Here is a 13,361-nt window from a genome sequence, read left to right on the forward strand (position 1 = left end):
CCCAAACCTTATACAGGCGCTTCACCGAAACCGGCATCGGGGTACGCAACTCCTGAGCGAAAAGCGATATCCGCAACTCCTCCAACAACCAGCGAAATTCGGATAACCGCGGGTCCAGCACACCACCCCGCTGCGCCACCGCCCGCTGATAGTTCTGCAGCAGCGGGGCAAACTCGGCGAACTGCCGGGCGTCGCGCGGTGGGTCCGCCTTCAGCTTGTCGATGCGCAACGCCATCCCTTTCAGATAGCGCGGAAAGTGCGCCAATTGGGTGTACGGCGTATCGACCACGAAGCGCTTGCCGATCAGTCCATCCAGCTGATTCTGCAAGTCGGCATGCGCGGCCGCGAACGACTTCGCCTGCACCAGCTTCTTCGTCAAGCCCGCGTATTCGCCGAGAATCTGTCCGACCAGCCGCGCGATTTCCTGGGCCAGCAGCGTCAGGCGGCTACGACCCTCGTCGCGTCGCGTGTGGAAACTGACCTCGTCGTCCGGCAGCGGGTTCTGAAGACAGGCGCGATCGAGCGCGGTGTCGATCAGTTGATCGCGCAGTTCTTCCTGCGTGCCGCGCGGCATGAACTGCATCGCCATTTCACGCAGGCCCGGCAGATTCTTCTCCAGATACTTGATCGGCTCCTTCAGCTGCAACGCGAAAAGCCGGCGCAATCCCGCGCGATGAATCCGCGCGGCTTCATCCGGCGAATCGAACACTTCGACATCGCAATGGGTGCCGCGATCCACCAGCGCCGGGTAGCCGAACAGCGTCTGGCCGCCCCGGCGAATCTCGAGCAATTCGGGGAGCTTGCCGAAATTCCAGGTGGTCAGTTTTTCATACAGCGCTGTGCCGGCCGCGCCCTCTTGCGACGCGGTTTGCGGACCCGCCGCGCTCTTGCCGCGCTGCACCGCGCGAGCCGCCCCGGCTCCTTGTAAAGGCGTCGCCACACCACCGCCCCCCGCATCCGCCAACGCCGCACCTGCCGCGCTCGACGCGATCTTCTGGAAATGCTGCTGCGCCTGGCCGCCGAGTTCGGCGCGCAGTTGCGACAGATTGCGGCCCATCGCAAGCTGCCGCCCGTGCTCATCCACGACCTTGAAGTTCATGAACAGATGCGGCGGCAAGGTTTCGAGCTTGAAGTCCGCCTGTTTCATCGCGACCTGGGTCTGCTCGCGAATGTCGGCGATCAGCGACTCCAGCAACGTACCCGCACCGAAACGCTGCCCGCTGTGCCGGTCGACGAAACCCGCCGCGAATTCCGGCAGCGGCACGCAATGCCGCCGCAACTTCTGCGGCAACGATTTCAGCAGCAGTTGCGTCTTCTCTTTCAGCATGCCGGGCACGAGCCACTCGCAGCGCCGCGCGTCGACCTGATTCAGCGCGTACAGCGGCACGGCGAGCGTCACGCCGTCGCGAGGCGTACCCGGTTCGAAGTGATAGGTCAGCGTCATCTCGACGCCCGACATCGTCATCCGCTTCGGGAACAGATCGGTCGTCACGCCGGCGGCCTCGTGCCGCATCAGATCGTCGCGCGACAGATACAGCAGGCGCAGTTTGTCTTCCGGCTGGCCGCTCTTTTTCATTTCGTCGCGATACCAGCGCTCGAACGACGCGCCCGTGTAAATGCCGTCCGGCAACGCCTGATCGTAGAACGCGAAAATCAGTTCATCGTCGACCAGCACATCCTGGCGCCGCGACTTGTGTTCCAGCTGTTCGATATCGGCGAGCAGCTTGCGGTTGTGCGCGAAGAATGCGAGCTTCGTATCGAACTCGCCCCCGACCAGCGCGCCGCGAATGAACAACTCGCGCGCGCGCGCCGGGTCCTGTTTGCCGAAGCTCACGCGCCGCCGGTGATAGATCGGCAGACCATACAGCATCGCGCGCTCGAACGCCGACACCTGCGCCGCGCGCTTCTCCCAATGCGGCTCGGAGAGCGACTTCTTCAGCAGATGCGCGCCGATCTTCTCGACCCACTCCGGCTCGATTTTCGCGATACAGCGTGCGTACAAACGGCTCGTCTCGACCAGTTCGGCGGCCATCACCCACTTGCCTGCTTTCTTCACCAATGCCGAGCCCGGCCACAAATAAAACTTGATGGCGCGCGCACCGAGGTAATACGGCTCGTCGTCGGCTTTCAGGCCGATATTGCCAAGCAGCCCCGTCAGCAGCGCGAGATGGATCTGCTCGAAGGTTGCTTGCGCCTCGTTCAGGCGCCAGCCGTGTTCGCGCACCACCGTCAGCAGTTGCGAGTGCACGTCCCGCCATTCGCGCAGCCGCAGTTGCGAAAGGAAGTTCTTGCGGCATTCCTCGTGCAACTGCTTGTTCGACTTCTTGTGTGCGATTGCTTCTTCGAACCAGTTCCAGATTTTTAGCCACTGCAAAAACTCCGAGCGCTCGTCGGCGAAACGGCGATGCGCCTGGTCGGCCTGCTCCTGCGCTTCGATCGGCCGGTCGCGCGGGTCCTGCACCGACAACGCGCTCGCGATGATCAGCACTTCCTTCAACGCCTGCTGATCGCGCGCGGCCAGAATCATCCGGCCGACGCGCGGATCGAGCGGCAGTCGCGCGAGTTCGCGACCGAGCGGCGTGAGCTGATTGTCGTCGTCGACGGCGCCGAGTTCGTTGAGTAGCTGATAGCCATCGGCGATCGCGCGGCCCGGCGGCGGCTCGATAAACGGGAAGGTTTCGATTGCCGTCAGATGCAGCGACTTCATGCGCAGAATCACCGACGCCAGCGACGAGCGCAGAATCTCCGGATCGGTGAAGCGCACGCGGCCCTGGAAATCGCTTTCTTCGTAGAGACGAATGCACACGCCATCGGCAACCCGGCCGCAGCGTCCCGCCCGCTGGTTGGCTGCGGACTGCGCAATCGGCTCGACCTGCAACTGCTCGACCTTGTTGCGATACGAGTAGCGTTTCACGCGGGCGAGCCCCGTGTCGACCACGTAGCGGATACCCGGCACCGTCAGCGAGGTTTCGGCGACGTTGGTCGCCAGCACGATGCGGCGCGCGTTCGAAGTGCGGAACACGCGCTCCTGCTCGGCCGCGGACAGCCGTGCAAACAGCGGCAGAATCTCCGTATGCGGCGGGTGATGCTTGCGCAGCGCCTCGGCGGCGTCGCGGATCTCGCGCTCGCCGGGCAGGAACACCAGCACGTCGCCGGGGCCTTCGCGGCACAGTTCGTCGACGGCGTCGACGATCGCGTCCATCAGATCGCGGTCGGTTTCGCGCTGGGTCCTCGGCCTGTCGCCGCGCGCGGACGACGAGCCCGACGACGTGCCCTGAGCGGCCTTCACCGCCGGACTGTCCTCGACGACCGGCCGGTAACGCACCTCGACCGGATAGAGCCGCCCGCTCACCTCGATCACCGGCGCGGGCTTCTCTTCGCTGCCGAAGTGGCGCGCGAAGCGGTCGGCGTCGATGGTCGCCGACGTCACGATCAACTTCAGATCGGGGCGTCTGGCAAGAATTTCCTTCAGATAGCCGAGCAGAAAATCGATGTTCAGGCTGCGCTCGTGCGCTTCGTCGATGATGAGGGTGTCGTACGCCTTGAGCAGCGGATCGGTCTGCGTTTCGGCGAGCAGGATGCCGTCGGTCATCAGCTTGACCGATGCGCCCGGCGACAGGTTGTCGGTAAAGCGCACCTTGTAGCCGACCACTTCCCCGAATGGCGTGCCGAGCTCTTCGGCAATGCGCCGCCCGGTCGCCGACGCGGCGATCCGGCGCGGCTGCGTGTGGCCGATCAGCCCCGGGCCGCCCGCTCCGAGACCACGCCCCAGCGCGAGGCAGATTTTCGGCAATTGGGTGGTTTTGCCGGAGCCGGTTTCGCCCGATACGATCACCACCTGGTTCTCCGCAATCGCCTTGGCGATCTCGTCGCGGCGGCCGGAAACCGGCAGCGCTTCGGGGAAGGTAATCGGCGGAATCGGATTCGGTTCGACGACGCGCTGCGCGCGCGGCGGGCGTGGTTCCCGTGATTCGTTCCCGGCGCGTGGCTCACGGCTGCCAGCGTTGTGGTCGCGCGCCCCCGCTTGCTGTGACTTTTGCGCGAGTGCACCGGATTCGCGACGCGGCGCACCGCCTTGTGACGGCCCGCGACGCTGCTGGTTCGCGCGGCTGTCGCCGTGCGCCTGCTGATCTGGACCTGCCGCATGAGCGGGCTGTGCGCGCTGCGCGTCGCGGCGCCGCGCCTGATCCGAACCCGGCGCATGTGCCGATGGCGAGCGCTGTTCGCCGCCGCGTGGCGCCTCGTTTGCTCCCGCAACGCGCGGTGACTGTCCACGCTCCCCGTCACCCTGCCCGTGCCGTGCGCCTTGCGGCGCAATCTCGAGGCGGTCCGCGTGTTCCTGCCTGTGTCCTCGACCATGGCCCGGACTCCGGCCTTCGCCAGCCCGCGGCGCGGCTTGCGACATGCCACTGCCGCCATCATCCTGCGGACGCGGGCCACCACGCGGGCCACCCTCGCGCGGCGGATTTTTTTTCTGCGCCGACGGCTGCGCGTCCTGCGCGGCACGACGCGACTCGCGCGCCGCGTGCGGCGTGTTGGGCTGGGTGTCCTGCGCTGGACGGCGCTGCGCGTCGCCGGAGTTCATCGGATCGGCGGCTGGCGCCGGATTCTCGTTCGCCGCAGCGGGACTTTTGGGTACATTCGACATGGGGGCGCATTATAATCCCCGGCATGAATTCCCAAACCGACCTCGTCCCCGCGCCCGCGAGCGTTCCGGCCCCCGCAGGAGCAACGGAAAACCTCGCACAGCATGCGCAATTCGTCGACTGGATGCGTTCAGTCGCCCCCTACATCCATGCGTTCCGGAACAAGACGTTTGTCGTCGGTTTCGGCGGCGAGGTGGTGCATCAGGGGCTCCTGAACGCGCTGGTGTCCGACATCGCGCTGTTGCAAGCCATGGGCATCCAGATCGTGCTGGTGCATGGCTCGCGGCCGCAGGTCGAGGAGCAGATGAGCCTGCACGGCGTGGAGTCGGAGTTCTCGCACGGCATGCGCATCACCGACGCGCGCGCCTTGGAGTCCGCGAAAGAAGCGGCCGGCGAAGTGCGTCTGGACATCGAGGCCGCGATTAGCCAGGGCTTGCCGAACACGCCGATGGCCCACGCGCACATCAGCGTGGTGTCGGGAAACTTCGTGACGGCGCGCCCGGTCGGCATTCTGGACGGCGTCGACTTCGCGCACACCGGCGTGGTGCGCAAGATCGACGCGGATTCGATCCGCCACTCGCTCGCGAGCCGCAAGCTGGTGCTGCTGTCACCGCTCGGCTTCTCGCCCACCGGCGAGGCGTTCAATCTGTCGATGGAAGACGTGGCCTCGGCCGCGGCCATCGCGCTGCGCGCCGACAAGATCGTATTCCTGACCGAAACGCCGGGCCTGATGGAAGCCGGTGAAGACGGTCCCGAACTGGTCCGCGAATTGTCGCTCGACGACGCGTACAAGCTGCACGAAAGCGGCGAAGTCACCGGCGACGCGGGCTTCTACCTCAAGCATTCGATCCGCGCATGCCGCGGCGGCGTCGCGCGGGCGCACATCATCCCCTACGCGCTCGACGGCAGCCTGCTGCTTGAACTGTTCCTGCACGACGGCGTCGGCACGATGATCTCGTACGAGAACCTTGAAAGCCTGCGCGAAGCCACGCCGGACGACGTCGGCGGCATTCTCTCGCTGATCGAGCCGCTCGAATCGGACGGCACGCTGGTGCGGCGCGGCCGTCACCAGATCGAGCGCGACATCGACCATTTCTCGGTGATCGAGCACGATGGCGTGCTGTTCGGCTGCGCGGCACTGTATCCGTATCCGCAGGAGCGCATCGGCGAAATGGCGTGCCTGACGGTCGCGCCCGAAGCGCAAGGCACCGGCGACGGCGAGCGTCTGCTCAAGCGCATCGAGCAGCGCGCGCGGGCCCGCGGCCTCACGCGCATTTTCGTGCTCACCACGCGCACCGAACACTGGTTCCTCAAGCGCGGCTTCGTCAAGGTCACGGTCGACGACCTGCCTGAAGACCGCCGCAGACTCTATAACTGGCAGCGCAAGTCGCTCGTGCTGATGAAGCAGCTCTGAGCGTCGCCGCAGCCCCACATATATCGATTACAGGAGAAGCACAGCATGACTCGTATGGTTCAATGCGCCAAGCTCGGCAAGGAAGCCGAAGGCCTCGATTTCCCGCCGCTGCCCGGCGAACTCGGCAAGCGGATCTACGAAAGCATTTCAAAGGAAGCCTGGCAAGCGTGGTTGAAGCAGCAGACCATGCTGATCAACGAAAACCGCCTCAACATGGCCGATCCGCGCGCACGCCAATATCTGATGAAGCAGACTGAAAAGTTCTTCTTCGGCGAAGGCGCGGATACCGCGCAGGGTTACGTGCCGCCGTCGGCTTAAGACGCTGCGTTAGCGGCGTCGGCCGCATGCATGGATGAAAAATCCGCGCCGCGAGCGCGGATTTTTTTCGCCCTTTGCGGGCGTGCGGCGCTCCACGTGCTGCCGGTGGCGACGCTTCGCGAACCTCGCGGCTTCATTGCAGCGTGCCGCCACCTCTTGGAGCCCGGATCCGCGCCGTGCCCGCCGGCCGCCGTGACGCTGCTGGCCACCCATTTTTCGCGCAGACATCAACCTGAAAATGACCCAAACGGTTCATTTCCCTGCCGTCTTCAGGGTGCGTTGACGAACCACCCGAATCCGCCGCAATCGCCCGCCCGTCAAGGGATCGAGCGCCCTCGCAAGGCACCCTTCGCTCGGCAGGTTTGCGCGATCGTCAGTCATCGTGCTATCATATGCACCGTTCCAACAGCAATTCACCTTCATTAACGTTTCGTTTTCACCGTGGCGCGCTGCGCGCTCCATGCTGAGTCGAACAGTTTTTATACAAGAAGGCTCGTCGGTCGTTTCTCCGTCTCGGCTCTTTCCATGAGCGGCGAATAAAGCAACCGGCCTTTTTCGTTTCAAGCCTTCCAGCGGCGCGCGGGCCAGCTTCCAGCCACCCGGCGTCCTCATGCACCTGCCCCCCTTGCACGGCCACGCAGGCGCAAAAGTCAGCACAATCTAGACGAGTGTTTTTTTGCGACCTGTCTCGCGGGGCACGGGTGTTCTGTTTTCTTTTTGCGCCCTCTACTGCGTTGCCGCCACGGCGGCGGAGCAGTCATCGCCTTGCTCGCGAAACGACACTTCCCAGCAACCGTGGCGGAACGTTCATGCACGTCATGAGTTTCGTCGCAGTCATTGGAGTTTTTACCTTGACGGCTTCCAGCAACGGCTTCTGGCGACATCACAAAGAAGAACAACGCCTCTCTCTCGACGACATCACCGTCGTCGACAAATCCCTCCTCAAGCGAGCCGTCGGCGCGATGGCGCTCGGCAACGCGATGGAATGGTTCGATTTCGGCGTGTACAGCTACATCGCTGTCACGCTCGGCAAAGTGTTCTTCCCGTCAGCGAGTCCGGCTGCGCAGCTGATCGCCACGTTCGGCACGTTCGCCGCGGCGTTCCTCGTGCGGCCGGTCGGCGGCATGGTGTTCGGCCCGTTGGGCGACCGCATCGGCCGTCAGCGGGTGCTGGCGATGACCATGATCATGATGGCGCTCGGCACCTTCGCGATCGGCCTGATCCCGAGCTACGCGACGATCGGCATTTTCGCGCCGGTGCTGCTGCTGGTCGCGCGTCTGGTGCAAGGCTTCTCGACCGGCGGCGAGTACGGCGGCGCCGCAACCTTCATCGCCGAATTCTCGACCGACAAGCGCCGCGGCTTCATGGGCAGCTTCCTCGAGTTCGGCACGCTGATCGGCTACGTGCTCGGCGCGGGCACGGTGGCCGTGTTGAGCGCGACGCTGTCGAACGACGCGCTGCTGTCGTGGGGCTGGCGTGTGCCGTTCCTGATCGCCGGCCCGCTGGGCCTGGTCGGTCTGTACATCCGGATGAAGCTCGAAGAAACGCCCGCGTTCAAGAAGCAGGCCGAAGAACGCGAAGCGGAAGACAAGGCGCTGCCGAAGCAGTCGTTGCGGCAACTGCTTGCACAGCAATGGCAGCCGCTGCTGCTGTGCGTCGGCCTCGTGCTGATCTTCAACGTCACCGACTACATGGCACTGTCGTATCTGCCGAGCTATCTGTCGGCCACGCTGCACTTCAACGAAACGCACGGCCTGTTCCTCGTGCTGCTCGTGATGATCCTGATGATGCCGATGACGCTCGCCGCCGGCCGCCTGTCGGACACGATCGGCCGCAAGCCGGTGATGCTGTTCGGCTGCGTGGGGCTGTTCGCGCTGTCGGTGCCCGCGCTGCTGCTGATCCGCATGGGCACGGTGCTGCCGGTGTTCGGCGGACTGATGATTCTCGGCGTGCTGCTGTCGTGCTTTACCGGTGTGATGCCGTCGGCGCTGCCGGCGCTGTTCCCGACAAAGATCCGCTACGGTGCACTCGCGATCGGCTTCAATATTTCGGTGTCGCTGTTCGGCGGCACGACGCCGCTCGTGACGGCCTGGCTGGTCGACCATACGGGCAATCTGATGATGCCCGCGTACTACCTGATGGGTGCGTCGCTGATCGGCATCGTGTCGGTGCTCGCGCTGCGGGAAACCGCCCGCAAGCCGCTGCTCGGTTCGGGCCCGTGCGTGGCCACGCGCGCCGAAGCGCACGCGGTGCTGCGCGGCGAGCGCGAGGCCGAGGAAATGGATGAACGTTACGCGGCGGCCGCGACGGCGCGTGCGTGAGTGCCGCTTGCGCGGGGGCACTGCGTTGAGCGCGTAGCCTTAAACGCGCCACTTTGAGTGCGAGTCTCTCAGAAACGGGCCGGCAAATTTTTGCCGGCCCGTTTTTCTTATGTCAGCAGCGAATCGAACGACGCGCTCGCGTGCGCGCCTTCAACAATCAGGATACCCGCGCAAATCGGCAGCTTGAAACGCCGCGGTCCCGCGCTGCCGGGATTGACGAACAGCACGCCGTCGCGCTCGCTGATCGACGGCTTGTGCGAATGGCCGCTCACCACCACGCCGACGCCTTCGCTGCGCGGATCGGCGCGCAGATCGGCAATATCGTGGACGACGCGGATCGTCACCTGCTGCACGGTCAGCGTCGCATGCGTCGGCAGCGAAGCGGCCCAATCGCCGGTGTCGTTGTTGCCGCGCACCGCCGTGACCGGCGCGATCTGCCTCAGCGCATCGAGCACCGCCTGATTGCAGATATCGCCCGCATGAATGATGGCGTCGCAGCCCGCGAGATAGTGCAGCGCTTCGGGACGCATGAGGTTATGCGTGTCGGAGATGAGCCCGACACGAGCGGCCGGCGAATGTGCGCTGCGCGAAGTCATGCCGTCAAGTATCGGCCAAACGGCCTGACTCCGTCTGCCGACCGGCGAGCTCGGGCGAGACCGCTGCGGCTTGCGCAGGCCGCCGCGCGCCGAGCATGCGCCGCGTCGCGCCCTGTATGGCGATCGAGACGAGCGCCGCGCAGGCGAAGCTCGACCACACACCGTATCGCGGCAGCAGGATGGCGGTCACCGCGAAGAACGCCGCGAACGAGCCGCGCCCGATCACCATTCCGCGCGTCAGCAAGGCGACGAAGTCCGCGCCGTGCGCACGTTGCGCGGACACCGCGAGCACGATGGCGAGCAGCGGAAACACCGACAGCACGCCGCTCCACTTCGCACCCATCGACGCGGACAGGGTCGTCACCGCGACCGTGAGCAGCGCGCCGGCGAGCATGCGCACGACAAGATCGGCGAGCCCGAGGCGCGCCGCCGGCACCGGGCCCTTCACGCGCGGCAAGCCGCTTTGCGACACCCCCACTGCGACGCAGGCCGCCGCGAGCGCGCCCACGAGCGAGCCGGACAACCGCACCAGCAGCATCGCAGCGCCCAGCCACCCCGCCATGCCGGCGGCCAGCGCAAGCGGCCACGCAAAGCGCCGGCAGGTCCACGCATAAGCAAGATTGAACACTTCCGATGCGGCAATCGCCGCAATCGAAGCCGCCGACGCCTGCGCCGCGAACGACGGCCCGCGCTCCAACGCGAGCAGCAGCACGATCGGCCCGGCGACGACCGGCAGCCCAGCGAGCCACCCCGCCACCGACGGCCCCCAAATACGCCCCGCCACCGTCAGCGCGGCGAGAAAAGCCGGCACCAGCAGGAGTTTGAGTGTCAGCAACAATTACGCGCCCAGCACATGTTCGATGCGTTGATCCGGGATCAGCCACCATGCCGCGACGAGCGTATAGAGTGCAGCCGACCCCCACGGCAGGACAAACGCTAGCCCGATGCCGAGCAGGTAAAGCACGACCGACACCTTGCCCTTGAAGTCGTTGCCGACTGCCTTGGAGATGGCCGACTCCTTGCCGTGTTCGCGGATCAGCACGCGCGTCAGAATGAAATACGCGATCGCCGACATGAACAGCACGACGCCGTACATCGCGGTCGGCCAGGCGGCCAGATGATTTTCGCCGAGCCAATGCGTGACGGCCGGCAGCAGGGACAGCCAGAACAGCAGATGAAGATTGGCCCACAACACGGTGCCGTTGACCTTCTGCACGGCATGGAACATGTGGTGATGATTGTTCCAGTAGATGCCGACGTAGATGAAGCTCAGCACGTACGCGCAGAACACCGGGACCACCGGTCGCAGCGAGGCAAGATCGAAACCCTCCGGCACCTTCAGTTCGAGCACCATGATCGTGATGATGATGGCGATCACGCCATCGCTGAAGGCCTCGACTCGTCCCTTGCCCATCGGTGGGTTTCCCTGATTCAGATTGTGGTTGGACGCACCGCTCGCCCGCATCCCGCAGACGACCCGCGCCGCTGCCGATTATCCGCGATGCTGTAATGCTTTGTCGATGCGCGTGCCCGATGGGTGTGAACGCCAGGGCAGCGTGCGCGCGTGTGCTGCCTGTGCCGACAGGCCGGGAAACGGCGCGATCCTGTAGAGCGAATCCGTACCGGGGCGACCCGCGCCCGCTTAATTCGACGCACCATCCGTCCCGTCGGGGCAATACACGGTGAGCCACACGCTCGCCTCCGTGTCGCTCGTCCATGCGACCCGATGCCGGCGATGTGCTTCGATCAGCACGTGATCGCCGGGCTTCATCGGATGCGGCTCGTCGCTGCCTTCGAATTCCAGCGTCGCCGCGCCGCTCAGCAGCACGACCCATTCGGCGCGCGGGCTGTCGTACCAGAAGCCTGGCGGGCTCGCCTGCCCCGTCGACACGATCCGTTCGATCGTCACGCCCCCCCGCTCGACGAGCGCGTCGACCTGCTCTTCGGAGTTCGCATCGGCGCCGACCAGCGCCCCGACATCGAACAGATTGCCCGTGACCAGCGCGCGTTTCATCGTTCGTGCCCGGCCCGTCATGCCATCGGCTTGAGCCCGTCGAGCAGGGTCGGCACCAGCTCGCTGATCGTCGGATGGATGTGCATCGCATACTGCAAGGTCGGATACGGCGCCCCCGCCGTCATGATGTCGATGAACGTGTGAATCGCCTCGTCGCCTTCGACGCCGTGAATCGCCGCGCCGAGTATCCGCTTGCTCTGCGCGTCGGCCATCACCTTCATGAAGCCGTCGGTCTCGCCGCGTTCACGCGCACGGCCCACGCGCGACATCGGCATCGTGGCGATCAGCGCGTCGCGTCCGCTCTTGCGCACCTCGGCTTCCGACAGCCCGACGCGCGCGAGCGGCGGATCGACGAACACCGCATAGGCCATGATCCGTGTATCGACGCTGCGCGCGCCGCCGTCTAGCAGGTTGGCCGCCACGATCTGGAAATCGTCATAGGACGTGTGGGTGAACGCGCCGCGTCCGTTGACGTCGCCGATCGCCCACACGCCCGGCACGTTGGTGCGCAACTGGCCGTCGACCGGAATCGTGCCGTTTTTGTCCACCGCGATGCCTGCGTCGGCGAGACCGAGATCGTCGGTATTCGGCTCGCGGCCGGTGGCGAACAGCAGGTGCGACGCCTCCAGCGCGGGAATGTTCTGCTCGAAGCCGATGCATACTTCATTCGCGCGATGCGGATGCGGCTCGACCCGCGACGGCTGCACGCCAAAGCGGAACTCGACTCCCTCGCGGGCGAGCACCTTGCGCACCGACTCGGCGAAGTCGGCATCCTCGCGGCTCAGCACGCGTTCACCGCGCACGAGCACGGTCACCTCGCTGCCGAAGCGCCGAAAGATCTGCGCGAATTCGAGCGCGATATAGCTGCTGCCGACGATCACCAGATGGCTCGGCAGCTCGGTCAGTTCGAGCAGATTGGAGTTGGTGTAATAGCGAATCCGCTCCAGACCTTCGAGCGGCGGCACGACGGCGCGCGTGCCGGTGTTGATGAATATCTCGTCGGCGCTGATTTCGTTCAGCACCAGGCCGCCCGGCCCGCTGATCGAGAGCGTATGCGCGCCGGTGAAGCGCGCGTGGCCGTTGAACACGGTGACGTTATCGGTGCCGCGCAGCCATTTCTCGACGCCGTCGCGCGACTGGCCGATGATGCCGTCCTTGCGTGCCTTGACCGCGGCGAGATCGACATTGACGGAGCCGCTCACCTGCACGCCGAGTTCAGCCGCATGGCGCGCGACATGCGCCGCACGGGCACTGGCCACATAAGATTTGGTCGGCGTGCAGCCGACGTTCACACAGGTCCCGCCAAAGGCCGCGCGTTCGATCACTGCGGTTTGACGCCCGCTTTGAGCAAGACGTACCGCGAGCGGCGAGCCGCCCTGTCCCGTACCGATGACGACTGCGTCGAAGTGCTGTGGCATGGCGACTCTCCCGAGGCTGGGGTGCAGGTCGTAGCATCTTACCCTTAGTGCCTGGCGTCGCGATGCCGTGCTGCCGATTGCCGCGGCATTACCTCGCGGTGGCTGCCTGATTGCCGTGAATTACCGAAACTTTCTCCCGCTGCGGCTCAGACGTGGCAATGCACCGCGCAGATCAATTCGCGCGAGCGTTGCAGTGCGGCCTGTGCGCCGCGCGCGGCGACCACCCAGCCCACCTGGCCAAGATTGAAGTCCTGCGACACCATCACCTGCATGAGCGCAACCATCGGCAGGACCACCGATGGCCGATAAAGCTGATTCCTGATCAAGGCCGGCATGACGACTCCCATCGCCCGGCGCCGCTTCGACGCCGAACTCGATTTACGTTCCAATGGGAGAATTTTAGAGAGTACGCACGCGCGGATAAATATCGGGAACGCGAAGGCACTTGTTTGACAATCTGAACAATCGAGCGGCGGCCGCGCGCCCCGAAACCGCTGCCGCCAGCGTCCAGCGTCCAGCGTGCGGAGGTATGCCTGTGCGCCTGCGCGCGAAGCGCCGGGCGTTTCGCCTGCACCGCGATTGGCATAGGCACAGGCCAGGTCGTGTCTCTGTGCACGGAAGAACAGCGGCCCTC

General features: G+C 65.3%; 10 protein-coding genes. 3 read left to right on the plus strand and 7 right to left on the minus strand.

Annotated features, from left to right (window positions below; genetic code table 11):
• Window positions 1-4,648: ATP-dependent RNA helicase HrpA (gene hrpA / locus CIC12_RS04835; RefSeq protein ID WP_168662669.1), on the minus strand; the 4,648-nt coding region annotated here is incomplete at its 3' end.
• 23 nt (window positions 4,649-4,671) lie between these two features.
• Here hrpA and argA point away from each other — a divergent pair.
• The 3 genes from argA (at window position 4,672) to proP (ending at window position 8,699) form a co-directional block, all read left to right on the plus strand.
• Window positions 4,672-6,060: an amino-acid N-acetyltransferase gene (gene argA / locus CIC12_RS04840; RefSeq protein WP_168662671.1), complete on the plus strand. Its 1,389-nt coding sequence runs from the start codon at window positions 4,672-4,674 to the stop codon at window positions 6,058-6,060.
• 45 nt (window positions 6,061-6,105) lie between these two features.
• Window positions 6,106-6,378, plus strand: coding sequence for an oxidative damage protection protein (locus tag CIC12_RS04845; RefSeq protein ID WP_007181244.1), 273 nt, complete (start codon window positions 6,106-6,108; stop codon window positions 6,376-6,378).
• Window positions 6,379-7,196: 818 nt separating this feature from the next.
• Entirely contained in the window at window positions 7,197-8,699 is a 1,503-nt protein-coding gene (proP, locus tag CIC12_RS04850; protein ID WP_238812373.1) for a glycine betaine/L-proline transporter ProP, read from the plus strand.
• Between the two features lie 107 nt (window positions 8,700-8,806).
• On the opposite strand, the gene CIC12_RS04855 is transcribed toward proP, so the two are convergent.
• The 6 genes from CIC12_RS04855 to CIC12_RS04880 all read right to left on the minus strand — a co-directional run bounded on the left by CIC12_RS04855 (window position 8,807) and on the right by CIC12_RS04880 (window position 13,062).
• The gene (locus CIC12_RS04855; RefSeq protein ID WP_168662673.1) at window positions 8,807-9,295 is read right to left on the minus strand and encodes a metallophosphoesterase family protein; all 489 of its coding nucleotides are present in this window, start codon (window positions 9,293-9,295) and stop codon (window positions 8,807-8,809) included.
• Between the two features lie 4 nt (window positions 9,296-9,299).
• Entirely contained in the window at window positions 9,300-10,130 is an 831-nt protein-coding gene (locus tag CIC12_RS04860) for a hypothetical protein (RefSeq protein ID WP_168662680.1), read from the minus strand.
• Window positions 10,131-10,133: 3 nt separating this feature from the next.
• A complete protein-coding gene (locus CIC12_RS04865; protein WP_121317247.1) occupies window positions 10,134-10,709 on the minus strand; it encodes a TMEM175 family protein in 576 nt (191 codons plus the stop codon).
• A 228-nt stretch (window positions 10,710-10,937) separates the two neighbouring features.
• Window positions 10,938-11,309: a cupin domain-containing protein gene (locus CIC12_RS04870; protein ID WP_168662675.1), complete on the minus strand. Its 372-nt coding sequence runs from the start codon at window positions 11,307-11,309 to the stop codon at window positions 10,938-10,940.
• 17 nt (window positions 11,310-11,326) lie between these two features.
• Window positions 11,327-12,727 carry an FAD-containing oxidoreductase gene (locus CIC12_RS04875; RefSeq protein ID WP_168662677.1) on the minus strand — a complete coding sequence of 467 codons (1,401 nt, stop codon included), beginning with the start codon at window positions 12,725-12,727 and terminating at the stop codon, window positions 11,327-11,329.
• Window positions 12,728-12,873: 146 nt separating this feature from the next.
• Window positions 12,874-13,062 carry a hypothetical protein gene (locus CIC12_RS04880; protein ID WP_168662679.1) on the minus strand — a complete coding sequence of 63 codons (189 nt, stop codon included), beginning with the start codon at window positions 13,060-13,062 and terminating at the stop codon, window positions 12,874-12,876.
• Window positions 13,063-13,361 lie beyond the last annotated feature (299 nt).

Origin of the sequence: Paraburkholderia sp. SG-MS1, from assembly GCF_012275575.1 — a bacterium.
GTDB lineage: Bacteria > Pseudomonadota > Gammaproteobacteria > Burkholderiales > Burkholderiaceae > Paraburkholderia.